Source organism: Agrobacterium tumefaciens, from assembly GCA_025560025.1.
GTDB lineage: Bacteria > Pseudomonadota > Alphaproteobacteria > Rhizobiales > Rhizobiaceae > Agrobacterium.
The window spans coordinates 1,591,961-1,617,708 of the sequence record CP048486.1 but is presented as its reverse complement, the minus strand read 5'-3'; the positions used below and the strand labels follow the sequence as shown (position 1 = coordinate 1,617,708).

Below are 25,748 nucleotides of genomic sequence, written 5' to 3'. Positions count from 1 at the left end.
ACACAATTTTTGACGATTCTTGTGACATTTGAAATTCTGCGCTTTCATCCGCATTTTTGCGTTCGCAGAAACATGAATTCACAAGATGGCGAGGAGCCCGTCTATTCGATGCCTGGTGGCAGCCGTTTCGGCCGGCAGAGGCCCGTCCTCCGTCAGAAATTTCCGCGCAATGAAGTCGTCCGCCTTTTTTGACAAACGAACATAGAGCCGGGCAAAAAGGCGCCGTACTTCGGCATGAGGCCAATCATCGGGCAGCGCACCGGCGGGAAGCCGCGGGTCATGCAGGACGATCATCCGGTATTGATGGACAAGAAGAAGACGGGCGGCCAGATGTTCTATCGGGCTGAGCTGTGCTCCCGCTTCCAGCGCCTCGGAGAATTTGCCGTATCGTTCAAGGAATTCCCGATAGGCCGCATCGTAACTCTGCAGACCCCATTGTTCCGCCGCCAGTTCCTTGAGGCCGGCGCCGCCACCGGCAACCTCGGCATTAAAGGTGACGGCTGCGGCAGACAGGGGTGGAAGTGGCCGCACGCCAATTGACAGGCGAGAACCAAGCCGGGTGTATCCAGCCAACTCCAGGGCTCGCGCATCGGCCTCGAAGGCAGGTCCGCCGAGGTAAACAAAACGCCAGACCGGCTCATCGGCAGTGCCGAAAAGCAGACGCGCGGCCGCCGCGAAATCAGTCTGGGCTGCCTCGGTAAGACTATAATAGCTGCGACGTCCCTGCCGCTCGCCGGTCAACTGGCCGGCGGAAACCAGCCTGGATGCTGCGGTGCGCACCAAAGTCTCGCTGATGCCAACTTCCGCGCAGGTTTCGATGAGGTTGCCGACCCAGATCGCGCCACCCCTCGGCTCGACGACATCGCCGTAAATCGTGACGATGAAGCTCGCAGCTCTGAGCGAAGCATTACTCAGGAGAAGGCTTAGCGACATGTCCTCATCCACCTTTCATGCGGGCTTTCCCCAATCTCGGATGAATCAGACGAAAAGCGGCGTGGTCGCTCACCTCCATGCATGACATCCACGGATAAGGCAACTCACATGCCGGCGGCGACCTTTCCAGCCGCCTGCCAGGAAAACCCTTCACACACAGCAATTCCTAACTGCGTTGAACCAGCTCAACCGAAAGAGACGCTCCAACCACCAGGGCACGCAGATCCCGATAATCAGCCACGGCCGGCCTATCCCTGATGGTCGCACTGTTGGTATGCGTGATCACAACAACGGAGGCGCCGGCAGCCTCTGCCGCATAAATTCCCGCATCCGCATCCTCGAACACGAGGCATCGCGTGGGATCAACGGAAAGAAGCCCCGCGCCCGCAAGAAACGGATCGGGCTTCGGTTTTCCCTGCTTTACATCTTCTGCCGCAATGATTGCCATCGGTCGGGGCAATCCGGCCGCCGCGATACGTCTCAGGGCGAGTTCCTTCGGAGCAGAGGTCACCACCGCCCATTTCTCGCTTGGAAGCGATCCCAGAAATTCGATCGCTCCCGGGATAGGAACCACGCCGTCGAGATCCGAGAGCTCCCGTTCGGTGATTTCAGCCGCGGCCTTCGCGGGATCAATTCCTGCGCTTTTCAGGTCTGCCATCGTGTCCTCCACCCGGCGACCATGATAGGGTGGCGTCGGAATTCCGTTTTCCCTGGCCCATCCTCCCCAGACGCGCTCCGACGCAGCGCTGGAGTCGAGAATCGTCCCGTCCATGTCGAACAGGAATGCATCAAAGAATTGGGACTGGATCGGATTGGACGGCAACATGATTTGTTCTTCTGGCTGTTGAATGGCTGACGAAAGGGCACGGCCGAATTCGGCGTCGTTGCCCATCAGCGCGCAATCTGTCAAAAGGTTAGATCAATTGCAACAAATGAGCGAAAATCTTCTCAAATGCCTCGACGCCCACTTCAAAAACTTCAGGCTTCCCTCGTCGCTCGCCGTTTCTACATCGAGCAGAAGACCAAATCCCAGATCGCCGATGAACTGGGCATTTCCAGATTCAAGGTCGCCCGCCTTCTCGACACCGCCCTTGCCGATGGCATCGTCAAGATCGAGATCAACGACCAGGGCGACATGAACACGGAGCTGGCCGAGAAGCTCAGGCAGAAATACGGCCTCAAGGCCGCCCTTGTTCTGGACGGCCCGGACCTTCATTCGAACGAGCTGTTCGAGCCGCTTGGCCTGCTCGCAGCCGACTATCTCGAGGAATCGCTGATTGATGGCCAATTGCTCGGCCTGTCCTGGGGCCGCACCCTTTCCGCCACGGGCAAGGCGCTTGGCCGTTTGCCGCGCGTGGATGTCGTGCAGGCTGGCGGAAGCCCTGCGGGGCTCGACCTTTCCCAGAACCCGACCGAACTGGTTCATCGCGTCGCGCGTGCCAGCGGCGGTGCGGCCTATCCACTGTTCGGCCCCATGTGGGTGGATGATCCCGACCTGATTGCAAGGCTTCGCAACGAGACATCCATCGCAAGCGCCATGTCGCGTTACGACAAGATCGACGTGCTTGCGGTCGGCATAGGCTCCTGGCGGCCGGCGGAATCGTGCCTGTGCTCGGGCTTCCCGGAAGACTGGCGGCGTGATGCATTGAAGAAAAACGTATGTGCTGACGTGTGCGCCACCCTGATCGACGAGGATGGAGAGGCTGTCGCGAGCCCGCTCGACCAGACCGGACTCTGCCTGAGCACAGACCAGCTTCGGCGCATTCCCGAGCGCATCGGCATCGGCGGCGGCATCGAAAAGGCAGATGCCATACGGGCCACGCTGAAAGGGAACTGGGTGACAACGCTGATAACCGACGCTGGGGTGGCAAGAAAGCTGATGGCGACCTAAAAGTTAATAACGCTCAAATGAGCGCGTATATACTCACTTGACGAATTTGCGTGTCTGTCATATGACTGCCTCATCAGGGAGGCATTCTATGCAGTCAGAACATGAGTGGGTCGGTCGCGCCAAAGAGGTCATCCGTGCGGATGCTGCGGCCATTCTTGGAACGCTTGATGGGGTCGACGAGACCTTTCTGGCCGTTGCCGGGAAATTTATCGCGTGCAAGGGCAAAATCCTGGTCACCGGCAGCGGCACCTCCGGCGCAATCGCCAGCCGCGCGGCGCATCTTCTTTCCGTCGGCGGCACGCCCGCCTTCTACCTGCCGCCGGCCGATGGCCTGCATGGCGGCCTCGGCGTCCTTCAGAAGGAGGACCTCGTTCTTGCCCTTTCGAAGGGTGGCAGCTCGGATGAGCTCAACGACTTTTGCGCACGCGCCAGGACGCTCTGCGCCGGCCTGATCTCGATCACCGCCGATCCGAAGTCGCCGCTGGCGCAGATGTCGGATGAGGTGATCACGCTGACGCTTCCCGCCAACAGCGATCTCGGCGCCGTCGTTGCCACCGGCAGCTCTCTTGCGACCGCCGCCGTTACCGACGCGCTCGTCGAAGTCTGCCGCGTCGCGCGCGGTTACGGATGGGACAGGCTCCTTTTCACCCATCCTTCCGGCGCCGTCGGCCGTGATGCCGAAGACAGCTTGAAGCGACTGCAAAACGCCGGGGGCTGATCAGATGCAACGCGATCTCGTCGCCGGCGTCGATTCCTCTACGCAATCCTGCACGATCGTGCTTCGGCGTCTGGAAGACGGCGCCGTCATTGCCGAAGCCCGCAAGCCGCACCCGCCAACCACGCCGCCGCGCAGCGAACAGGCGCCCGAGGCGTGGTGGCAGGCGCTCGTTTCCGCCTTCGGTGAACTGACGACCTATCTCCCGCGCATCGCCGGCATTTCCGTGGGCGGCCAAGGCCATGGCCTTGTCATGCTCGGTGACGACGGCCTGCCGCTGCGGGACGCCAAGCTCTGGAACGACACCGAATCCGCGCGCGACGCGGACATTCTTCGGCAGAAACTGCCGCTCAAGGACTGGGCCGGGCGAACCGGATCGGTGCCGGCCGCAGCCTTGACCGTGAGCAAGCTCGCATGGACCGAACGCATGCATCCCGGCACGATCGCCCGGGCGCGCAAGATCATGCTGCCGTCCGATTATCTTCTCTACCGGCTGAGCGGACGGGCCGCCACCGAGCGCGGCGTCTCCTCGGGAACGGGATATTTCAACCCCTTCACCAATCAATGGGACCACGCGCTTGCGGAACTGGCCGCACCCGGAATCGACTGGGAAAGCGTGCTGCCTGACATCATCGGCTCCAGCGAGGCCGCAGGCGTGGCTCAGCGGATCGATGGGCTTGAGGCGCTTCAGGGCGCAATCGTCGGCGCCGGCTCCGGTGACAACATGACGGCGGCGCTCGGCATGGGCATCCGTGCCGGTGACGTGATCATTTCTTTCGGCACCAGCGGAACCCTTTACGGACGCACGACAATCGGCATCAAGGATGCGGCCGGCTCCATCAACGGCTATGCGGATGCTGCCGACGCCTTCCTGCCGATGATCACCACACTGAATTCCGCGAAAGTCACGGACGCATTCCGTCGTATCCTCCGGGCGACCACCGAGGAGTTCGATACGCTCGCCCTTGCGACCGAACCGGGCGCACGCGGACTTGTCCTCGTCCCCTATCTCGATGGCGAACGGACCCCCGATCTGCCTGACGCCACGGGCATGCTGACAGGCATTCGCAGCGACGTCGAACCGGGGCAGATCGCCCGCGCCGCCGTGGAGGGCGTCATCTGCGGTCTGCTGGAGGGCGGCGATTACCTCGCATCTCTCGGGCTGGAGCGTAACGGCCGGCTGATCGTGACGGGCGGCGCGTCCCGCTCGAAAGCCTATCGACAGATCCTTGCCGACCTCACCGGACAGCAGGTCTGGACCTGCAACCTTCCGGAAGCCGCAGCCGCGGGCGCGGCAGTTCAGGCAGCCGCGGCGGTCACCGGACAGCATACAGCGAAAATCGCCGAACAATGGGAGCCCCGATACGAAATCGTGGCGGAGCCGCGCGCGCAGGATGCCGCGCGGAGCGAGGATGTGCGCGAAGCCTACAGGGCCGCGCTGCCCCTCGCAAAGTGGAGGAAGGAATGACGGACATGACACAGACCCAACCCTATGACGGCAAGGGAATTCGCATCCCCGCCGAAGCAGGCATCGCCTTCGTTCTTCTCGTCGTGATGATCGCCGGCGCCATCGCGTCTCCGAATTTCCTCACGCTGTCGAACATTTTCGTGCTGCTTCTCAACGGCGCGGTCATCGGCTTCCTCTGCCTCGGGCAATCGTTTGTCCTGTTCACAGGCGGTATCGACCTTTCCTGCGGATCGATTGTCGCGATGACCTGCGTTCTTGCCGCCGTCTTCATCGAATATGTCGGCCTGCCCTGGCCGGTCGCAGCGGTGCTTGTGCTCGCGTCAGGCGCTCTCGCCGGCGCATTGAACGGCATTATCATCGATAAAACCGGCGTCCCGCCCTTCATCGTGACCTTCGCCATGATGGGCGTCGCAGCCTCCGTGCCGCAGATCATCACGGGTGCGGAATCGATCCGTGTCATGGATTTTGGTTACCGTTTCATCGGGCAATATAAGCTGTTCGGAATTCCCTTCCCGGTCATCGCCCTTGCTGTCGCCGTCGTGCTGGCTGCCCTCTTCATCAAGCGGACCGTGACCGGCACGCATATTTTCGCGGTTGGCGGCAATGTCGAGGCGGCCCGTCTGGCAGGCGTCAATACCTCCCGCATCACCATTCTCGTCTATGCGATCTCCGGCTTCTGCGGCGCCTGCGGCGGCCTGATCTACGGATCGCGCCTGATGACGGGCTATCCGACCGCCGGTCGCGGCGACGAGCTGTTCTTTTCGATTGCAGGTGCAGTGGTCGGCGGCGTCAGCCTGTTCGGCGGCATCGGATCGATCTGGGGCGCGATGATCGGCGCCACCCTGATCGCTACCATCTCCAATCTCATGAACGTCCTGAACGTCAGCGCCTACTGGCAGCCCCTGGTGATCGGCGTGATCATCCTTGTCGGCGTGACCTTTGACACGATGCGTTCATCCAGCCGGCTCTCCCTGCCCTGGGTCGCCCTGCTGAAGAAGAAGTTTTCGGCCAGCGCCTGAGCGCGCGGACCAGAGACGGCGCCGGCCGATCCGGCAATCGAATTCATCATCCAATAGGAGGAGAACGATGAAGAAACTCGTGAAGAATTCCGTATTGGCGGCGTTTGGCATGTCGCTTGCGCTGTCCGCTGCAGCTGTCCATGCACAGGACAAGAAGGTTCTGGGCGTTGCCCTGCCGAACCTGACAAACCCCTATTACGTGGCGATGAAGAAGAGCTTCGAGGAAAACGGCGCCAAGCAGGGCTTCGACGTTCGCGTGCTGATCGCCGACAATGACGACGCCAAGCAGCTTTCGCAGGTCCAGACGCTTGCCCAGCAAAGCGTCAGTGCGGTCGCATTGAACTGCGTCTCGTCCGGCCCCTGCGTCGCCTCCGTTTCCGAACTCAATCAGGCAAAGATCCCGGTCTTCACGATCAACCTCCTGCCCGATCCGGCGGGTCTGAAGGCTGAAAATCTGAAGGTCGAACAGGCCGTGCAGACCGACCAGAAGGCCGGCGGCGTCTATATCGGCAAGCAGCTGCTGAAGGACATCGGCGCGGACGGCAAGGCCGTCATCGGCATCGTCGGCGAGCCGACCTCCGTGGCGGCAAATGCCCGTGACGAAGGCTTCAAGGAAGCCCTGGCGTCCAACCCCAACGTCAAGTTCGTCGCGCTCGTCAACGGCAAGGTCGAGGAAACCACCTCGCTGAAGGTCACGACGGAAATGCTTCAGGGCAACCCTGAAATCACCGTCGTCTATTCCGACACCGAACCGTCCGCGCTCGGCGCAATCGCCGCAATCGAACAGCTCGGCCGCAATGATGTGACGCTCTACGCCTTTGTCGACAAGCTCGGCGTGAAGCACATCGAGGACAACACGATCCTGAAGGCCGGGGCGATTCAGGAGCCCGCCAAGCTTGCCCAGATCCAGGTCGAGAACATCAAGAAATTCCTTGACGGCGGGAAGCTCGACCCTGTGATCGACAGCCCGCCGTTGCTCGTCAACAAGGACAATGCCGGCGAAACCGTCGACAAGGCCTACTAAGGGCATTGCCAGGAACGTGGAGCGCCGTTTTCCACCCGGAAATGCGACAAGGCTCCATGACTCTCCGGGCGCGCGGAAATTCGCGCGCCCGACTTCCGGTCAGTAGATGTGAGGTACGCGATATGTCGAGCTATAAGGCGACAGACATCACCAAGTCCTTCGGGGGCGTCGGGGTCCTGCATGGCATCGGCTTCGAAGTGAAGCCGGGAACGATCCATGGTCTCTTCGGCCACAATGGCGCGGGCAAATCGACCTTGCTGAAAATCCTCGCCGGCGCCCAGCCGCAGGACAATGGCACGCTCAGCGTCGATGGCGAAACCGTCACCCTGACCTCGCCCAGAGAGGCGCTCGGCAAGGGCATTGGCTGCGTTTATCAGGAACTGCGTCTCATCCCGAACCTCACGGTTGCGGAAAATCTCTTTCTCGGCAGGGAAGTGACGCTGCATGGCCTGAAGAAAACCGCCGAAATGAACGCCTATTGCAAGACCCTGCTCGCGAGCTATGGCCTGCACGTCGACGTGACGCGGACCGTAAAAGGGCTTTCCCATCCGGAGAAACAGCTCCTCGAAGTGATCGCCAACCTCGAAGGCAAGGTCCGCTATCTCTTCCTCGACGAACCGACCACCGCACTCGACGGCAATCAGTCCACGGAACTGCTGGCCCACGTCCGCCGCATCGCGCTTGAGCGCAATATCGGCGTCGTGCTGGTCTCCCACAAGCTCGATGAGGTTCTGGCGGTCTGCGACGAAGCGACCGTGCTTTCTGGCGGGCGGGTCGTCTACCATGCCGCCGGTGAGGACGTCAGCAAGCAGGCGATTGTCGACGCCATCGTCGGCGACGCCCATGGCAAGCATGTTGCCAGCCGGCGCGAGGCGCGGGCTGCCGGCGAAATATTCCTCAAGGTTGAAGGCCTGGCCGGCAAGAGGCTGAAGGGTGCCGATATCATTGCCCGGCGCGGCGAGGTTCTCGGCCTTTACGGTCTTATCGGCTCCGGCCGCACCCGGTTCCTGCGCACGCTCTATGGCATGGAACCCATATCCTCCGGTACGGTCGAAATCTCCGGAAAGCGCTACACCCCATCGAGCCCCAAGCTCGCCATCCAGAACGGTATCGCCTTCCTGACCGAAGAACGAAAGCAGGATGGCTTCATCCCCCTGATGTCCTCGTTCCAGAATGTCGTTCTCTCGACGCTGACGCGCTACCGCAACAACGGGATCGTTGACCTCAACGCGGCAAGGGCCTCGGCGCAGAAAACACTCGCCTCGATCGGCACACGCGGACGGCTCGACGCTCCGACCAAATCGCTGTCGGGCGGCAACCAGCAAAAGGTGCTGCTCGGCCGCATCATCGAACAGGATGCCGATCTCATCCTTCTCGACGAACCGACCAAGGGCGTCGACATAGGCGCGAAATCGGACATATACGACATCATCCGGCGTCTGGCCGATGAAGGCCGCTGCATCGTCGTCGTCTCCTCGGAAGAGGAAGAGCTGGTGGAAATCTGTGACCGCATCGCGATCTTCCAGCACGGCTTCTGCACAACCGCGCCGAAGCCGGTGGAAGAATGGTCGCTGGGCAAGCTTCGCGAAGCCGCATGGGCGCCCGCGGCATGACCGCGCTATCAGCCTCCGTCTACGCCGCCGATCCATTCCGCTTGGCGGAAGACATCGAAGCGGTGCTGCCGAACGTCGAATCCCTGCATCTCGACGTGATGGATGGCGTCTTCGCCCCGGAATATGGTCTGACCGCAAGGGTCATCCGCAATCTCAGCGAATGCGCATCCAAACCGCTGGATGTTCACCTGATGGTGGCACGCCCGAGAGATGCCGTCATCCGCTTTTCCGAGCTGGGTGTCAGGTCGATTGCGATACATCTCGAAGCCGAAGAAGACTTCGTGGAACTCTCCCGTATCGCAAGAGCAAACGGTTCCGGCGCATTCGCGGCGCTGAGGCATTCGACACCCATATCGGAGCTCGAAAAGGTCGCAGAGCACGTGGATGGCTGCCTTCTTTTGACGGCGCCGGCCGGCGGCGGCTCCTTCGACGACAGGGCCTTCGAGCGCCTCTCCCAGCGCCCGACCGGGCTTTACACCATCGTTGACGGGAAGATCGTGCCCGAACACTTCGAGAGGCTGGACCAACTGGGCGTCGATCTGGCGGTGGTTGGCGCGGCTCTTTTCACGGATGGTGATGCGCGGGAAAAGTCCGGGATTTTCTCACGCATGCTTGAGAAGAAAAGCGTGAGTAGTATTCATCTGGCATGAGCAGCGATCATTTGCGATATCTGCGCGTTCATCGATACTCGCCGCATATTATGTGACGGAGAGCCTCATGTTCAAATCCACTATTTTATTGAAAGTAGCCAGCATCTCATTTCTGCTCGCAAACGTGGCGCATGCGGAGATCAATCTTACCGGGCACGATACGACGCCTGAAATGATTGTGCGGATCGCCGACGGTGAAGAGGTGAAGGTATGTCCAGATGACCTCCAGCGCGTTGCCCAGTCCTACGCGGTTTTACTGCAGGCGGCGAAAGAGGGACAAGAAATATACGGCCTGACAGTAGGGGTTGGCTGGAATAAAGACCGCAAAATGGTCGATGCTTCAGGGGAGCTGACACCCGAATTAATGGAAGCATCGCGCGAGTTCAATGAAGGTCTTTTGCGCGCGCATTCCGTTGGCGTCGGACCTGATGCCGAGCCCAGGATCGTTCGTGCAGCGATGGCTGTGCGACTGAATAACATTCTGACCGGCGGACCGGGTGTACAGCCCCATGTTGCGGAAATGTTGGTGTCTTTTCTGAACAACGGGATCACTCCCATCATGCCGTCAAGAGGCTCCGTTGGCCAGGCGGATATGACATTGCTTAGCCATATCGGACTCGCGATGCTGGGTGAAGGGGACGTAATTTATCAAGGGCAGCGGCAACCAGCGTCCGAAGCCTTTTCCAAAGCAGGCATCGAACCTCTGAAGCCATTTGGAAAAGATGGCCTGGCCATTCTGAGCTCGAATGCTTACGCGGCGGCGCTTGGCGCTTTTGCGGTACACGACGCAGAGCAGCTGTTGCGAGTCTCGCAACTCGTTTACGCGCTAAGCCTCGAAGGCCTGAATGGCAACGTCTCTCCTCTTCTTGAGGACGTCACGGCACTGAGGCCTTTCCCAAGTTATGTACGCTCAGCCAGCGACCTTCGATCCATTCTCAAAGGGAGCTATCTGTGGGAGAAAGATGAGAAGCGGATTCTTCAGGATCCACTAAGCTACCGGACGGCACCCTATCTTCTTGGCAGCTTTACCGACAGCATTCAGAGAACCAAAGCTCTATTGCATATCCAAATCAATTCTTCCGATGACAACCCGGGAGTGGCCGTCAACGTGACGCCGAAGTCCGATTTGTACCAAGCGACGCGGGGATATGTGAAAGGGGGCGCTGTTTTGCCCACGGCGAATTTCGAGCCTCTCACATGGGTTATATCCTTCGAAGAAATGGCCGTCGTGCTGGCCCATAACGCCACTACCTCGTCCGAACGGGTGTTGAAACTTAACAATCCGGTTCATACCAAACTGCCGAGATATCTGGGGACCGAGAACACGCACCACGCGTTCCTGGTTGTTGAAGCACCGTTGATGGCGCTGGCCACGGAGGCGCGTGCTCTCGCACAGCCTACATCCTTTGATTCCCGCCCAATTGCGGGTGGGGTCGAGGATGTTGGAACAAATGCCCCCTTTGTGGTTGAAAGGGTCCGCCAGCAAATTGACGACAATTTTTCGATCCTGGCGATGGAACTGCTGCACGCCGCACAGGCAGCCGACCTGCGGCTGCAGGAACAACCGACACGCAAGCTCTCCGAAACGACAAAACGTTTTCACGACAAAGTTCGCGAAACGATACCATTCCTGAATGCTGATCGATCAATGACGCCCGACATTGCGGCCGGCACCGAATTCCTGAAGGCATTTCGGTAAGGTGAGATGCGCCTGGCCATGGCCCCAGCCAGCTGCTGGGGCCACCCCATCATTTCTCAAGACCGACAAGCCATGTTGAGAACTGTTTGATTGCCGGCTCGTCTTTACGCGCCTTGAGACAGGCTATGAACCATTGCCCGGGCTGAACGCTGGAATGGGTGTTCGTCATGACAAGACGCTGTTGCCGAATGTCATTCTCAACAAGAAATTCCGGGACAATCGCAATTCCCTGGCCGTTGACCGCGGCCTCGATTGCCAACAGGTAACTATCGAAATGCAAGATCTTGCCCTGCATCCCGTCAAACCACCCATTATTGTGCGTCCACGAAGACACATCGTCCTGAGTACCGTCGATCGAAAGAAAAGTGGCGTGGCGAATATCGTCTGCCGTTTTCATCCGCGTTGCCATCGCCGGGCAGCAGACGGAAACGAGCCTTTCTTGACGCCAAGGTTGATAGAAGACGTTGATTTTTTTGGCCTTGGGCACATAAACGAGGCCGACATCGGCATGATCAGGATTGAAATCCCAATCGAGAAGACCGGCGTTAAGACTGACATGCGTGGCAGGCGCCTGCGCCTTGAATGCCTGAAGGCGGGGAATAAGCCAGCGCACCGCGACGGTAACATAGACCTGAATCGTCAGTTCCATTCGCGGCTCGACGCATCGAATCGCGTCTGTCGCGCTCGCAATTCGATCAATCGCGTCCTTCACCGCAAGGAAATAGTGGCGCCCCTTTTCGTTAAGGACAACCCTGCCAGGCATGCGGTCAAACAACAGCCCGCCCAGATCGCGTTCAAGCGAAGCGATCTGGTGGCTGATGGCCGATTGGGTCACATTGAGTTCTTCAGCCGCATGCTTGAAGTTTTCCAGTCGTGCCGCAGCCTCGAATGCGCGTAGTGTCATCAGAGGCGGCAAATGTCGGCGTGCCATCAATCTGTCCGCGTAACTATCATTATTTCTCTAAGATCGAATGTAACCGTGAGATCCTGCACTGGAGCAGATCAAACCTCCCGGGCACTGTATCCAGCCTTTCCGCCACGGGAGTACCATCGCTGCAATCAGGCATCCGGATCACTCTTGCGTCTCCAGCCTGTAGCGCGTGCCAGGGTAAAGCAGGCGCACCGCTGTTACAGCCTGCGTTGCCGACCATGTTCGCCGACGCACCAGAAGGCACGGTTCGCTGCGCCCGACCGCAAGAAGTTTGCACTCCCAGGGCTGCGGAGAGACAGCTTCAATAAACTGCTCTCTCCTGGAAATCGGCGCCAGCGCGGTCAGATAGGCGTTCGGCGTGAATACATTGAAATCCAGCGCCAGATAATCCGGCGCCACGTTTGGATTGACGAAACGATCCTCCAACTGAATTGGCAGCTCATCTTCATGATGCACTATAATCGAGTGAAATATCGGCGAACCGACCTCGATATCAAGAGCTCCGGCCAGATCGGGACCGCACACTTCCTGTTGAGCCAGAATGAGCACAGCATGATGGTTAGCGCCACGCTCCCTGATTTCATCGGCGATGTTGCGAACACCCATCGTCCCGGCACTTCTTTTATGCGGAGCGACAAAAGAACCGCGTCCCTGAACCCGCACGATCACGCCTTCGGTGGCGAGTTCGCGCAATGCCCGGTTGGCAGTCATCCTGCTTACACCCAGCAAATCAACGATTTCGTTTTCAGAAGGAATCCTGTGGTGAGGCGGCCATTCGCCATTGGCAACCTTCGCCTTTATCTGCCCCTTCACCCGTTCATAGAGAGGCATCTCTGGCAGGCGCCCTGTGGGCAGGGCTAGGCTGCTATCAATCTCAGACAACGTTGAAACGACCAAAAAACGTTCTCCTGCTCAAAAAATAGACGACATCATCTCGAGGCCAAAATTATCACCTTTCCTCTTGCTTGTCTCCTACAATTATGCAAACTTACATATACAACTTGAGAGACGATGGCGATGTGGAAATCAATATTCTGCGAGCGCGCGCTTCTACCGCACGGCTGGAGCGACAATGTCCGCATAACCACTGACAGCGACGGCAAGATAACAGCCGTTGAATGCAATTCATCGCCAATTGCGAATGAAGAGAGGGCTTTTGGCCCGGTTTTACCCGCCCTTTCCAATCTTCACTCCCATGCGTTCCAGCGCGCCATGGCCGGCCTCGCGGAGGTCGCCGGATCGTCAAACGATAGTTTCTGGACGTGGCGGACTTTGATGTACCGTGTCGTTTCCAAGCTATCGCCCGAAGATATCGAGACTGTTGCCACTAAGTTGTATAGTGAACTTCTCAAGGGCGGTTTCGGGCGTGTGGTGGAGTTTCATTATCTTCACCATAGCGAAAACGGGACCCCCTACTCGGATCCAGGTGAGAATTCGCTTCGCATTCTTCAGGCCGCGAAAACCACGGGAATCGGCCTCACGCATCTGCCGGTCTTCTACGCCCATAGCGGATTTGGCGGCGCCGAGCCCACCGAGGGCCAGCGTCCATTCATCCACACCACAGAGGCGTTCCTGGCCCTTCACGACCGGCTCAGGCGCCCGTTTAATGAAGCCGGCGCCGTTCTGGGGGCAGCCATACATTCTCTGCGCGCCGCGACCCCCGAAGAAATGCGCATCCTTCTGGACGCCGGACTGGGCCAAGGCCCGCTTCACATCCATGTCGCCGAACAGCAAAAGGAAGTCGATGACTGCATCGCCTGGAGTGGCCGCAGACCTGTCGAATGGTTGCTGGACGAGATGCCTGTCAATAATCAATGGTGCGCGATACACGCCACACAGATGACGCACGAGGAAACAGTGCGCCTGGCGCGCACGGGAGCTGTAGCAGGCCTTTGCCCTGCGACCGAAGCCAATCTCGGCGACGGCATTTTTCCCGGCACCGATTTTCTGGCAGCCGGCGGCATGGTCGGTATCGGCACCGATAGCCACATCGCCACCAGCGTTTCAGAAGAGCTGCGGCTCCTCGAATACAGCCAGCGTCTGCGCGATCGCCAAAGAAACAGGCTCGTGTCTGGCGCAGGTGCATCCGTCGGTCGAACGATTTTCGACGCCAGCCTTTCTGGCGGTGCTCGCGCCTCTGGTGTCGAGACAGTTGGCATTCGTGTGGGCGCACAGGCTGATCTTATCGTTCTCGACGGGGCGTCTCCCTTCATCTCGACCGCTATTGGCGACCAGATTCTTGACCGCTGGCTTTTCGCCCTGGGACCCGAAACCGTGCGCGACGTCATGGTTGCCGGTCAATGGGTGATCCGCGATCGCAGGCATGAACGCGACGAGGAGATCAATCACGCGTTCCAACAGGTTTTGCGAAAGCTCATGTAAGTTTTCGCAATGTGAGTGCAGTAATCAAACAAATAGGGGAATACCAATGTTGAATACTAAATTGCGACTTGCGCTTATTACCTCCGCGCTCCTTATGGGCGGCTCAATGGGCACGGCACATGCATCCTATTGTGGCGACGGGAAAACCGTCACCTTCGCAGGCCTTGCCTGGGAGAGCGGTGATTTCATCACACGCGTGATCGAGACGATCCTTTCCAAGGGTTATGAATGCAAGACTGACACCATTCCCGGCAACTCGGTGACGCTTGAACAAGCGGTTTCGCAAAATGACGTCCAGATCTTTGCTGAGGAATGGGTCGGACGCAGCGAAGTCTGGAAGAAAGCGGTTTCCGAGGGAACGGGTCTGAATATCGGCGCGCCGATCGTCGGTGCCAGCGAGGGATGGTACGTTCCCGCCTTTGTTGTCAAAGGCGACGAGAAGCGCGGCATCAAACCTCTGGTTCCAGACCTGAAATCGGTTGAACAACTCAAGGATCCGGAAGTTGTCAAGATTTTCAGCGACCCCGAGGAGCCGTCCAAGGGCCGTTTCCTGAATTGCCCGTTCGGCTGGACCTGCGAAGGCGAGTCGACCATCAAGCTGACGGACTATGGCATTCAGGACCTGTATGTGAACTTCCGCCCAGGCAGTGGCTCTGCACTCGATTCGGCAATCACCTCATCATATCTGCAAGGTCAGCCTGTCCTGTTCTATTACTGGACGCCGACCGCAATCATGGGGAAATTCGAGCTCATACGGCTGGACGCCCCTGAATATAGCGACGCTTGCCGGGAGCAGGTCAAGGGTGGCGGCAGCAACCGCGAAGGGGCATGCGCGCTTTCTCCGATGGAAGTTGCCTATGGTGTCAATGCCAACTTCGCGAAGGAGGCTCCCGAAATCATCGAGGTCCTCAAGAAGGCGACGTTCCCGCTCGATGAAGTCAACAAGACGCTGGCTTACATGGTCGACAACGGCGCCGACGGCGCCACGGTCGCCAACCGCTTTCTGAAGGAAAAGGGCGACATCTGGCATGCTTGGGTGAGCGACGAGGCGCGCACCAAAATCGAAGCAAGCCTGAAGTGAACCTTTCGGGAGGAGCGCAAGACGTTCCTCCCGGACTCCGTCACCCCACTATATTCTGGAGGTTGCCTTGTTTCCCGAGCAATTTCGTTTTTCGATCCGTCAACCAGTCAACTCATTTGTGACCATGCTGGTTACAGACTACGGACAAGGTTTTCGCGCGTTTTCCAACGCCATACTACATTTTCTTCTGACCATCGAAAATGTCCTGCGCGGGACGCCATGGTGGATCATCATTGCCTGCTTCATGGTTCTCGCCTGGTTCGGCACCAGACATCTGGTCGTTACCGTCCTGGTCGGCGTCATGTTGTTTCTCGTCGGCGTGCTGGGGCTTTGGGATCAGACCATGCAAACCCTCGCACTCATGTTAATGGCGACGCTGATCTCCATTTTCATAGGCATCCCGATAGGCATACTGACGGCAAAATCCGTCTGGGCAAGGCGCGTTACATTGCCGGTTCTCGACGTCATGCAGACGATGCCGAGTTTCGTGTATCTGATACCGGCCTTGATGCTGTTTGGCCTTGGTAAGGTTCCAGCCGTGCTGGCGACGATCATTTACGCCATACCGCCGCTGATCAGATTGACGGATCTTGGAATTCGCCAAGTCGACAAGGAGGTGACCGAAGCTGCGGTGGCTTTCGGCGGCAGCCCTACCCAGATTCTTTTCGGAACCGAACTCCCGCTTGCCATGCCAACAATCATGGCGGGCCTTAATCAGACGATCATGATGGCTTTGTCCATGGTGGTGGTTGCTTCAATGATCGGTGCCCGCGGCCTTGGCGAAACCGTTCTGAACGGGATTCAGACCCTGAATGTCGGCATGGGCCTTGAAGCTGGATTGGGCATCGTCATCCTTGCGATCGTTCTGGATCGCATCACACAAGGTTTCGGGAAGAGCCGGGGAGAGCAGTGATGGTCACCAGCATCAGCATTCGCAACGTTTACAAGATTTTCGGCCACAATAGCCGCGCCGCTCTCGAGCTGGCGAAGTCAGGCGTCAGCAAACAGGAAATCCTCGCGCGATCCGGTTGCAGCCTTGGGCTGAACAACGTCAGCATGGATATCCCGGCCGGTGGCATTTTCGTGATTATGGGATTGTCGGGTTCCGGCAAGTCCACGCTCGTGCGCCACTTGAACCGGTTGATCGAACCAACCGCCGGAGAGATTGTGTTCGCAGGCAACAACATCCTGTCACTGAAGGCGCGGGAGCTCAGAAAGTTCCGGACCCATAAGGTCAGCATGGTTTTTCAAAGCTTTGCGCTGGCGCCCCATCGCACGGTGCTTCAGAACGTGATTTACGGCCAGCGTGTCCGCGGCACACCCCGCAAGAAGGCCGAAGAGCTGGGAATGCAGTGGATCGAAACCGTTGGTCTTTCGGGCTATGAAAACAAATATCCTCACGAACTCTCGGGCGGCATGAAACAGCGTGTCGGACTGGCCCGCGCGCTGACCGCCGACACCGATGTCATTTTGATGGATGAGGCCTTCAGCGCCCTCGACCCGTTGATCCGGGCCGACATGCAGGATCAATTGCTGCAGCTCCAGCAGGACCTTTCAAAAACGATCGTGTTCATCACGCATGACCTCGACGAAGCCCTCTACATAGGGTCGCAGATTGCCATTCTGAAAGATGGAGAACTCGTTCAACAGGGCACTCCCAACGAGATCCTCGAAAACCCGGCGAATGAGTATGTCGCCCGCTTTGTACAGGGCAGGAACCGGGCACATGGCTGAAGATATCGTTCTGGATCTTCCCTTGAGGGCCGCCGATATCGCAGCCATTGCGGGCGGGGCAAAGCTCGTCCTGTCAGCCGGTGCTCGTGAACGGATCAGCCGGTCTCGAGAACTCGTTGATGCAATTGTGGATCGTGGCATTCGGGGTTATGGCATCAACACCGGTGTCGGCGCGCTTTGCGAGGTCATTATTGATCGCGAACAACAAAGCCGTCTTTCGCACAACATCCTGTTCAGCCATGCCTGCGGTGTGGGAACGCCCTTGCCTGAAAACCAGGCGCGCGCCGTCATGGCTGCTCAGATCAACAATTTCGCTCACGGCTATTCCGGCATTCGGCTTGAGGTCGTCGAGACGCTTGTTGCGCTTCTCAATGCGGGCGTCATTCCGGTCATACCGTCGCGGGGGTCTCTCGGCTACATCACCCATGCAGCGGCAATAGGGCTTGTTGTCATCGGGCATGGAGCAGCCACCTTCCAGTCACGGCAGGTTTCGGGAGCGGAGGCGCTCGAAATTGCGGGATTGAGCCCTTTGACGCTTGGCGCAAAAGAAGGATTGAGTCTCGTAAACGGCAGCCCCTGCACGACGGGGCTGACATGCGTCGCTCTCGACAGGGCGATGCGTCTTCTTGATTGGGCCGATGCCGCCGCGGCCTTCACCTATGGCGTTCTCGGCCGCCAGCAGAATACGTTTGCCGACGAACCCATGCGATTGCGAAAGTCGCCCGGTTTGTGGGAAACCGCACGACACCTCCGCGAAGGGCTAACCGGGACGGTGCGCAACGGCGCGGATGTGCGAACGCAGGACCCGATGAGCATCAGGGCGGTTCCACAGATTCATGGCGCAATCCGGGATAGCCTTGCCACAATCGCGGAAACGGCAGAACGGGAGCTTGCAAGCGTAACAGACAATCCGCTTGTGAAGGGCAGTCCCGAGGAACCGGTTGTCTATTCTCAAGCGCATGCGCTTTCAACGACGCTGGCCTTTGCTATGGATCAGCTTGCAATCGTCACAACGCAGCTCGGGATTATTTCGGAGCGTCGAACGGACCGGCTGGTCAACCCTCTCGTCAGCGGCCTCCCCGCTTTCCTTTCCGGCGAAAGTGGCGTTGGCTCCGGGTTCATGATTGCTCAATATACGGCAGTCTCGCTTTGCGGAGAGAACCGCAGACTTTCTGCGCCCGCAAGCATTGATGGAGGAATTACGTCAGCCCTTCAGGAAGACGTCCTTCCACATTCCACACCGGCGGCTGAAAAGGCCTTGCGCGTTCTCGACAATCTCGAAACCGTCATCGCAATCGAGCTTCTTTGCGCTGCTCAGGCCTATGACCTCTCACCGGACGTTCATCGCGGGGCCCCTCTGACGAGGCTCTACAATCGCATACGCGATACCGTCCCCCATTATGCCGACGATCGTCCCCTGAACACCGATTTCGCCCGCATCGCATCCCTGGTGCGCACAACGAAAGCAGGCCTGTTCCAAAGCGCCGTATGAGCAAGCTTCTCTTCAACGCCGCTTGCTGACCATGGCGAACCCTTCGCTTACGGCACCGCCCAATCTTAAAAACCATTCTCCAGCGCATCGAAGCTTCTGCGCTTGGCCTGACACCGGAGGAAATCACATGAACAATCCGCGCCACAACATCCGCGACGTCCGCGCGCCAAAGGGTATTGAGCTCAACACCAAGAGCTGGATGACCGAAGCGCCGCTGCGCATGCTGATGAACAATCTCGATCCTGACGTGGCCGAGAACCCGCATGAGCTGGTCGTCTATGGCGGCATCGGCCGTGCTGCCCGCACCTGGGCCGATTTCGACCGCATCGTCGCGACGCTGAAAGATTTGAACGAGGATGAAACGCTCGTCGTGCAGTCGGGCAAGCCGGTCGGTGTTTTCCGCACCCACAAGGATGCGCCGCGTGTCCTGATCGCCAATTCCAACCTGGTGCCGCACTGGGCGACCTGGGACCATTTCAACGAACTGGATAAGAAGGGTCTCGCCATGTACGGCCAGATGACCGCCGGCTCATGGATCTATATCGGCACCCAGGGCATCGTGCAGGGCACCTATGAGACCTTCGTCGAAGCCGGCAATCAGCATTACAACGGCAACCTCAAGGGCAAGTGGGTCCTGACCGGCGGCCTCGGCGGCATGGGCGGCGCCCAGCCGCTGGCAGCCGTCATGGCCGGCGCATCCTGCCTTGCCGTCGAGTGCAACCCGGATTCGATCGATTTCCGCCTGCGCACCCGCTATCTCGACGAGAAGGCCGAAACGCTGGACGAAGCCATGGACATGATCGCCGGCTGGACGAAAAAGGGCGAAGCCAAGTCCGTCGGCCTGCTTGGCAACTGCGCCGAAATCCTGCCGGAAATGGTCCGCCGCGGCATCCGCCCCGACATGGTCACGGACCAGACCTCGGCCCACGACCCGATCAACGGCTATCTTCCAAAGGGCTGGACCATGGGCCAGTGGAAGGAAAAGCGGGTCAGCGATCCGAAGTCGGTGGAAAAGGCCGCCCGCGCCTCCATGCGCGACCACGTCGAAGCGATGATCGCCTTCCAGGACATGGGCATCCCGACCTTCGACTACGGCAACAACATCCGTCAGGTCGCCAAGGATGAGGGTCTTGAAAACGCCTTCGCTTTCCCCGGCTTCGTGCCGGCCTATATCCGCCCGCTGTTCTGCAAGGGCATCGGCCCGTTCCGCTGGGCGGCTCTTTCGGGCGATCCGGAAGACATCTACAAGACCGACGCCAAGGTGAAGGAGTTGCTGCCGGATAACAAGCACCTGCATAACTGGCTGGACATGGCGCGCGAGCGCATCGCTTTCCAGGGTGTCCCGGCCCGCATCTGCTGGGTCGGGCTTGGCGACCGTCACCGCCTCGGGCTTGCCTTCAATGAAATGGTCAGGAACGGCGAGCTGAAGGCTCCGATCGTCATTGGCCGCGATCATCTCGACAGCGGCTCGGTCGCCTCGCCGAACCGGGAAACAGAGGCGATGCAGGACGGCTCGGATGCCGTGTCCGACTGGCCGCTGCTCAACGCATTGCTTAATACGGCATCGGGTGCGACCTGGGTATCGCTGCATCACGGCGGCGGCGTCGGCATGGGCTTTTCCCAGCATTCGGGCGTCGTCATCTGCGCCGACGGATCGGACGATGCGGCCAGGCGGCTTGAACGCGTGCTCTTTAACGACCCGGCAACCGGCGTCATGCGGCATGCCGATGCCGGTTACGAGATCGCCCTCGATTGCGCAAAGCAACAGGGCCTGCGCCTGCCTGGAATTCTCGGGAACTAAAAAGACAAAGCGGCGCAGGCAGAAAACTGCGCCGCTTGTCAGATTGGAGAGGACGGCCGCGCGGATTTGATCCGGAACACGATTATGTTTGAAACGCATGAGAGCGGGCCATGAACCCCGACTGAATAATCTCTTCAGCTTCCGTTCCGGCGGGGCCGTCTAAAACAAAGACGTTCAACCGCGGTCCTATCCGCCTGAGGAGACAGTCATGATCCGGAAGTCTTTCATTGCAAGTGCACTCGTTGCTCTCGTTGGCATCGCTGCCGCGGCACCCGCCATGGCCAATGATGTGCGCATCGAACAATATGGCTGGTCCAACTCTGCCGGTGGCGCGCAGGAAGGTTATGGCAACCGGATCCGCACCTACCAGAATGGCGGTTACAACCGGATTGTCGGCCATCAATATGGTCGGCAAAACCTTTCGGCCGTCGGTCAGGAGGGGCATGACAATTACGGCTCCACCTATCAGAACGGCAGCCGCAACGTGGCCGGCATCGGGCAATTCGGCTCCAACCACACCACCATCCTCACCCAGGACGGCAACGGCAATATCGCCGCCGGTGTTCAGGTGGGCCGTGGCTGCAGCGCCAATGTGAGCCAGGGCGGCAACGACAATGTCGCTGCCTTCGTGCAGGCCTGCCCTTAAGCAGTCGGCGATGACGTGAAACGGTCGAGATCGAAATATCAGATCGTCAGGGAGACGAGCCATGCCCCATACCCTCAGACATCCGCGCCGTCTGGCGGCGATCCTTGCAATGGCCCTGCTTCCTTTCGGCGCCGTTGCAGCCATATCGACTGCAAAGGAACCGGCCGAAGGGCAGCGCTGCGAGATCAGGGCAACACCGCAGGCCGGCATGGTAAGGCTGGAAGCCGTCACGAAGGGTGACGCCGGTGGCGGCGGGACCTACTCCTTTCACGTCGAAAAATCGGGCGGCAGCGGGCGTTCCGTCATCAATCAGGGCGGCGATTTCGACGCCGCTGCCGGACGTTCGCAATTGCTGAGTTCTGTGACGCTCGATGCGAAGGGAGCCCGCTACAAGGCGGTGCTCGATCTCGTGATCGACGGCAGGAGCTTCAGTTGTACGAAGCAGATTGGCGGCGATTAGGCTGCCGTCGTGTCGTATATTTCAAGAGAAAAGGGCGCCGGTTTCGGCGCCCTTTTCTTTTGATCGTGCCGAACCGCTGAACGACATGTGAATGGGCAATTCCGATCTGGTTCAGTTGCGAAATGCGACAGTGGATCATCGGCAAGACGCTGACAGATGGGAGACAAAAATGACCCGCAACATATTGAAACTTGTTACCATTACTTTGCTTGTCGGTAGCCTCGCGCCAATCGGGCTTTCAACACCCGCTCATGCCGGCGGCCGGATTTCATTCGACCTCGCGCCAGGCAATACAGCGGATGGTGATCTTCTCTCGACCGGGCTGCGCGCCTATTCGCTTTACCGTGGCCTGAAGGATGCCGATATCCGGCAGCTTGGCCGTGGCAACGCCGCCGGCATCGCCCAGAACGGCGGCGGCAATCTCGGTTTCATCCGGCAACGGGGCAACGGCCATGCCGCAACATTGCAGCAGAATGGCAACAACAATGCCTATGGCATTTTCCAGTATGGCCGCAACACGCAAACCAATGTGGTGCAGGATGGCGACAATGGCAGCGGCCTGACCTTCAGCTACGGCTGGTAAGGAAAGCGGTATTTATCACAGGCCGGTCTTTGCGTTAACCTGCCATGCCGTCAAGGGTCTATCGGGAAGGCGAAGCCGGCCTTGACGCGGTCCATGACGACCATCGTCTTGAACCCCTTGATATCGTGGTTCTCGTAAAAGAACCGGCGGGTGAAGGCCTCGTAGTCCTCCATGTCCTTGGCCGTGATAACCAGAATGAAATCGGCGTCACCCGTCACGTAATAACCGATCATTACCTCCCGCGTAGCGCGAATGGCGGCCTTGAAACGGTCGACAATATCGGCCCTTTCTCGCTCCAGCGAGACAAGAACGATCATGGTGATGCCGCGCCCGACAGCCTTGGGCGAAACGATTGCCACATCGGCTTCGATCACCCCCTCATCACGCAGGCGCTTCAACCGACGCTGGCACGCGGTTGGCGACAGGTTGACGATTTTGGCCAGTTCTTCCGATGTCAGGCGATTGTTCTTCTGCACGGCGTCAAGCAGCGCCCGGTCGGCTCGGTCAATCTGGGTCATGCGGGATTCCTGCATATGAATATCAAACTAAGCATTATTCCTGCGTCGAAGCGCGCTTAAACGCCGCCGATCAATCATGCAGCGCAGTTAAGCTTCTGGCAAATGAAAAGGGAACTTGCCGATGGAAGCTATCGCCAGCGCAGCGCTTAAAAACCTTCACCGACCGGAGCTGATCGAGCATCGTGCCTTTCTGGACGGGCAATGGGTGGCGCGTAAGGAGACGCTGGGCGTTGTCGATCCGGCAAGCGGAGATCATCTGCTCGATGTCTCTTCCTGCTCCCTGAACGACGTGGACGCCGCAGTCGAGGCCGCCGGCAGAGCATTTCTCCGGTGGCGGGACATGCTGCCCGTCGAACGTGGCGATATCCTGCGGGCATGGGGCCGGCTGATGCGTGACAATGCCCGCGACCTCGCTGTTATCATCAGCGCCGAACAGGGAAAGCCGCTTGCGGAATCGCTCGGCGAAATTTCCTATGCCGCCGCCTTTCTCGACTGGTTTGCGAGCGAGGGCGAGAGATCCTATGGCGAGACAATTCCAAGCCACCTAAAAGGCGGCAATCTTTCCGTCCGGATGCAGCCGATCGGCGTCACGGTGGCCATCACCCCATGGAATTTCCCCTCAGCCATGATCGCCCGCAAGGCCGGCGCGGCCCTGGCTGCCGGCTGCACGATGATCGTCAAACCGGCCCCGGAAACACCGCTTTCGGCACTGGCACTGGCAAAACTGGCGCAGGAGGCGGGCATGCCGGCCGGCGTGTTGCAGGTTCTGCCGGGTGAAGCCGCACCGCTTGCGCGCCGCCTGCTGGAACATACCGAGGTGCGGGCATTTTCCTTCACCGGTTCGACCGAGGTGGGACGGCTCCTCCTCACGCAATCGGCGGCGACCATCAAAAAAGCCTCGCTGGAGCTTGGCGGCCACGCCCCCTTCATCGTCTTCGCCGATGCGGACCTGCCCCAGACCGTGAAGGGCTGCCTCGCCGCCAAATTCGCCACATCGGGACAGGACTGCCTTGCGGCAAACCGCATCTATATTCAACGCGGGCTTTATGACCGCTTCATTGAGCGATTTGCCGATGCGACCTCAAGACTGACCGTCGGCCATGGCCTTGAACCCGGTATCGACATCGGGCCGATGACACGACCGTCCGTCGCCGAAAAGTGCCGTCAGCAGGTTGCGCAGGCGCTCTCTTCCGGCGCGCGCCTCGTCTGCGGCGGGCAGGATAGCCCGCTCGGTGGCAATTTCGTCACACCTACCGTGCTGGCCGATGTGACCGACGACATGCTGATCGCGCGCGAAGAAACCTTCGGCCCGGTCGCCGCCATCCTGCCCTTCGATGACGAGCGGGAGGTGGTCCGCCGCGCCAATGCCACGGAGATGGGGCTTGCGGCCTATGTCTACACCAACGACCTCGGCCGGGCGATGCGCCTGACGGACCAGCTGGAATACGGCATGGTTGCCGTCAACACGCCGAAATTCACCGGCGCGCCCATTCCATTCGGCGGCTGGAAACAATCCGGCCTTGGCCGCGAAGGCTCGCGTCATGGACTCATGGAATATCTCGAACCCAAATATGTCTGCTTCGGCAACCTGGCTGCCTGAAAGGAACTGCCTATGACCATCGACATCAAAAACATCGCGGAAATGGATCGAAATGCGGTTCTGCATCCCTTCACGCAGCTGAAGGATTTCGCCAGCGGCAAGCTCGGTGAACCCACCATCGTCGAAACCGGCAAGGGCATCCGTATTCAGGACGCATATGGCAAGCAGCTGATCGATGGCTTCGCCGGTCTTTATTGCGTCAATGTCGGTTATGGCCGCACCGAGGTGGCGGAGGCCATCTCCCGTCAGGCCTATCGGCTTGCCTACTACCATTCTTACGCCGCCCACACGACGGACGAACTGGCGATCCTTTCCGACCGGCTGGTGAAGATGGCGCCCGGCAAGATGAGCAAGGTCTTTTACGGCATGTCGGGTTCGGACGCCAACGAGACCCAGGCAAAGCTCGTCTGGTATTACAACAATCTGCGCGGCAAGCCGCAGAAGAAAAAAATCATCTCCCGCGAAAGGGGATATCACGGCTGCAGCGTGGTTTCCGGCTCCATGACCGGCATGAGTTTTTATCACGACCACATGGACCTGCCGCGTGCCGGCGTGCTGCACACCGGCGTTCCGCACCATTACTGGGGCGCAGAAGCCGGTGAAACCGAGCTGGAATTCTCAAAACGGCGCGCCGACGAACTGGAAGCGCTCATTCTGCGCGAGGGCCCCGACACGATAGGCGCCTTCATTGCCGAACCGGTGCTTGGCACGGGCGGCATCACGCCGCCGCCGGAAGGCTACTGGCCGGCGATACAGGATGTTCTCAAAAAATACGATGTCCTGCTGATTGCCGATGAGGTGATTACCGGCTTCGGCCGTACAGGCTCCATGTTCGGCTCGCAACATTACGGCATCGAGCCGGACCTGATCACAGTCGCCAAGGGCCTGACTTCGGCCTATTTCCCGCTCTCCGGCGCCATCGTGGGGGAGAAAGTCTACGAGGTTATGGAGGAGGGCGCCGATCGCGTCGGAGCCTTCTCCCACGGCTACACCTATTCCGGCCACCCCATCGGTGCGGCTGCGGCAAATGCCGTGCTCGACATCGTCGAAAAGGAAGACCTGCCCGGCAATGCGCGGGCCGTCGGCAGCTATTTTCAGGAGCAGTTGAAGGCGAAGTTCGCGCAGCTTCCGATCGTCGGAGAGGTGCGCGGCGTGGGCTTGATGGGTGCTATCGAATTCGTGGCGGATCGTGAAAAGAAGACACGTTTTGCCCCCGGTCTTACTGTGGGGGCGCGCGTTTCGAAGGCGGCGCGCAATGGCGGCCTTATTGCGCGCGCCATGCCGCATGGCGATATTCTGGGCTTTGCGCCGCCGCTCGTCACAACGAAGGCGGAGGTGGATGAGATCATCGCTATCGCCGAAGCCGCCGTGCGCAGCGTCATGGACGATCTGGTGCGGGCCGGCGAAAAAATCTGACGCCAGCCTTGGCGTTTAACGGTCACAGCTGCTGCCCATTTCGAAAGCAACGACATGACAACTGCGCCTATTTGCGGCGCAGTTGTCATCTG

24 protein-coding genes are annotated in these 25,748 nt (G+C 59.3%); 19 read left to right on the top strand and 5 right to left on the bottom strand.

Translation table 11 applies throughout. From position 1 onward, the window contains the following. Window positions 1-78 precede the first annotated feature (78 nt). The gene (locus FY152_21345; protein UXS34652.1) at window positions 79-945 is read right to left on the bottom strand and encodes a PaaX family transcriptional regulator; all 867 of its coding nucleotides are present in this window, start codon (window positions 943-945) and stop codon (window positions 79-81) included. Window positions 946-1,099: 154 nt separating this feature from the next. Continuing rightward, window positions 1,100-1,759 carry an HAD-IA family hydrolase gene (locus FY152_21340; GenBank protein UXS35143.1) on the bottom strand — a complete coding sequence of 220 codons (660 nt, stop codon included), beginning with the start codon at window positions 1,757-1,759 and terminating at the stop codon, window positions 1,100-1,102. A gap of 126 nt (window positions 1,760-1,885) precedes the next feature. Here FY152_21340 and FY152_21335 point away from each other — a divergent pair, with 126 nt between their 5' ends. From FY152_21335 to FY152_21300, 8 genes are all read left to right on the top strand, one after another. Next, on the top strand, window positions 1,886-2,824 hold the full coding sequence (locus tag FY152_21335) for a DNA-binding transcriptional regulator (GenBank protein UXS34651.1): 939 nt from the start codon (window positions 1,886-1,888) through the stop codon (window positions 2,822-2,824). An 88-nt stretch (window positions 2,825-2,912) separates the two neighbouring features. After that, window positions 2,913-3,542 (top strand): SIS domain-containing protein, encoded by a 630-nt coding sequence (locus tag FY152_21330; GenBank protein UXS34650.1) that lies wholly within the window; start codon window positions 2,913-2,915, stop codon window positions 3,540-3,542. A 4-nt stretch (window positions 3,543-3,546) separates the two neighbouring features. Next, window positions 3,547-5,007 (top strand): xylulokinase, encoded by a 1,461-nt coding sequence (gene xylB, locus FY152_21325; protein ID UXS34649.1) that lies wholly within the window; start codon window positions 3,547-3,549, stop codon window positions 5,005-5,007. Next, window positions 5,004-6,026: an ABC transporter permease gene (locus tag FY152_21320; protein ID UXS34648.1), complete on the top strand. Its 1,023-nt coding sequence runs from the start codon at window positions 5,004-5,006 to the stop codon at window positions 6,024-6,026. The genes xylB and FY152_21320 overlap by 4 nt, the downstream gene beginning before the upstream one ends. Before the next feature lie 67 nt (window positions 6,027-6,093). After that, window positions 6,094-7,050 (top strand): sugar ABC transporter substrate-binding protein, encoded by a 957-nt coding sequence (locus FY152_21315; protein UXS34647.1) that lies wholly within the window; start codon window positions 6,094-6,096, stop codon window positions 7,048-7,050. A 122-nt stretch (window positions 7,051-7,172) separates the two neighbouring features. Then, the gene (locus FY152_21310; protein UXS34646.1) at window positions 7,173-8,663 is read left to right on the top strand and encodes a sugar ABC transporter ATP-binding protein; all 1,491 of its coding nucleotides are present in this window, start codon (window positions 7,173-7,175) and stop codon (window positions 8,661-8,663) included. Continuing rightward, window positions 8,660-9,313, top strand: coding sequence for a hypothetical protein (locus tag FY152_21305; protein UXS34645.1), 654 nt, complete (start codon window positions 8,660-8,662; stop codon window positions 9,311-9,313). The genes FY152_21310 and FY152_21305 overlap by 4 nt, the downstream gene beginning before the upstream one ends. A 67-nt stretch (window positions 9,314-9,380) precedes the next feature. Next, window positions 9,381-11,012 carry a histidine ammonia-lyase gene (locus FY152_21300; protein ID UXS34644.1) on the top strand — a complete coding sequence of 544 codons (1,632 nt, stop codon included), beginning with the start codon at window positions 9,381-9,383 and terminating at the stop codon, window positions 11,010-11,012. Between the two features lie 49 nt (window positions 11,013-11,061). Here the strand turns inward: FY152_21300 and FY152_21295 are convergent, their stop codons facing one another. Both FY152_21295 and hutC read right to left on the bottom strand, forming a co-directional pair. Continuing rightward, window positions 11,062-11,943 carry a LysR family transcriptional regulator gene (locus FY152_21295; GenBank protein UXS34643.1) on the bottom strand — a complete coding sequence of 294 codons (882 nt, stop codon included), beginning with the start codon at window positions 11,941-11,943 and terminating at the stop codon, window positions 11,062-11,064. A 141-nt stretch (window positions 11,944-12,084) separates the two neighbouring features. After that, window positions 12,085-12,774, bottom strand: a complete 690-nt coding sequence (gene hutC / locus FY152_21290; GenBank protein ID UXS35142.1) for a histidine utilization repressor — start codon at window positions 12,772-12,774, stop codon at window positions 12,085-12,087. Between the two features lie 180 nt (window positions 12,775-12,954). Between hutC and hutF the strand changes: the two genes are divergently transcribed. The 9 genes from hutF (at window position 12,955) to FY152_21245 (ending at window position 22,122) form a co-directional block, all read left to right on the top strand. Next, window positions 12,955-14,325 carry a formimidoylglutamate deiminase gene (gene hutF, locus FY152_21285; GenBank protein ID UXS34642.1) on the top strand — a complete coding sequence of 457 codons (1,371 nt, stop codon included), beginning with the start codon at window positions 12,955-12,957 and terminating at the stop codon, window positions 14,323-14,325. Between the two features lie 46 nt (window positions 14,326-14,371). Beyond that, window positions 14,372-15,406, top strand: coding sequence for an ABC transporter substrate-binding protein (locus FY152_21280; GenBank protein ID UXS35141.1), 1,035 nt, complete (start codon window positions 14,372-14,374; stop codon window positions 15,404-15,406). A 67-nt stretch (window positions 15,407-15,473) separates the two neighbouring features. Then, window positions 15,474-16,319 carry a proline/glycine betaine ABC transporter permease gene (locus tag FY152_21275; GenBank protein ID UXS34641.1) on the top strand — a complete coding sequence of 282 codons (846 nt, stop codon included), beginning with the start codon at window positions 15,474-15,476 and terminating at the stop codon, window positions 16,317-16,319. Continuing rightward, entirely contained in the window at window positions 16,319-17,140 is an 822-nt protein-coding gene (locus FY152_21270) for a betaine/proline/choline family ABC transporter ATP-binding protein (GenBank protein UXS34640.1), read from the top strand. Before FY152_21275 ends, FY152_21270 begins: the two co-directional genes overlap by 1 nt. Then, complete coding sequence (locus tag FY152_21265) at window positions 17,133-18,632, top strand: histidine ammonia-lyase (protein UXS34639.1); 1,500 nt, start codon at window positions 17,133-17,135, stop codon at window positions 18,630-18,632. Before FY152_21270 ends, FY152_21265 begins: the two co-directional genes overlap by 8 nt. Before the next feature lie 127 nt (window positions 18,633-18,759). Continuing rightward, a complete protein-coding gene (locus tag FY152_21260; protein UXS34638.1) occupies window positions 18,760-20,433 on the top strand; it encodes a urocanate hydratase in 1,674 nt (557 codons plus the stop codon). Window positions 20,434-20,641: 208 nt separating this feature from the next. Then, window positions 20,642-21,079 carry a curlin gene (locus tag FY152_21255; GenBank protein ID UXS34637.1) on the top strand — a complete coding sequence of 146 codons (438 nt, stop codon included), beginning with the start codon at window positions 20,642-20,644 and terminating at the stop codon, window positions 21,077-21,079. A 61-nt stretch (window positions 21,080-21,140) separates the two neighbouring features. Next, complete coding sequence (locus FY152_21250; protein UXS34636.1) at window positions 21,141-21,539, top strand: hypothetical protein; 399 nt, start codon at window positions 21,141-21,143, stop codon at window positions 21,537-21,539. A 169-nt stretch (window positions 21,540-21,708) separates the two neighbouring features. Next, window positions 21,709-22,122, top strand: coding sequence for a curlin (locus FY152_21245; protein ID UXS34635.1), 414 nt, complete (start codon window positions 21,709-21,711; stop codon window positions 22,120-22,122). A 50-nt stretch (window positions 22,123-22,172) separates the two neighbouring features. Here FY152_21245 and FY152_21240 read toward each other — a convergent pair whose 3' ends face one another. Further along, a complete protein-coding gene (locus FY152_21240; protein ID UXS34634.1) occupies window positions 22,173-22,640 on the bottom strand; it encodes an Lrp/AsnC family transcriptional regulator in 468 nt (155 codons plus the stop codon). Window positions 22,641-22,761: 121 nt separating this feature from the next. Here FY152_21240 and FY152_21235 point away from each other — a divergent pair, with 121 nt between their 5' ends. Then, complete coding sequence (locus FY152_21235; protein ID UXS34633.1) at window positions 22,762-24,240, top strand: NAD-dependent succinate-semialdehyde dehydrogenase; 1,479 nt, start codon at window positions 22,762-22,764, stop codon at window positions 24,238-24,240. A 12-nt stretch (window positions 24,241-24,252) separates the two neighbouring features. Next, window positions 24,253-25,656: an aspartate aminotransferase family protein gene (locus FY152_21230; GenBank protein ID UXS34632.1), complete on the top strand. Its 1,404-nt coding sequence runs from the start codon at window positions 24,253-24,255 to the stop codon at window positions 25,654-25,656. The last annotated feature ends 92 nt before the right edge of the window (window positions 25,657-25,748 follow it).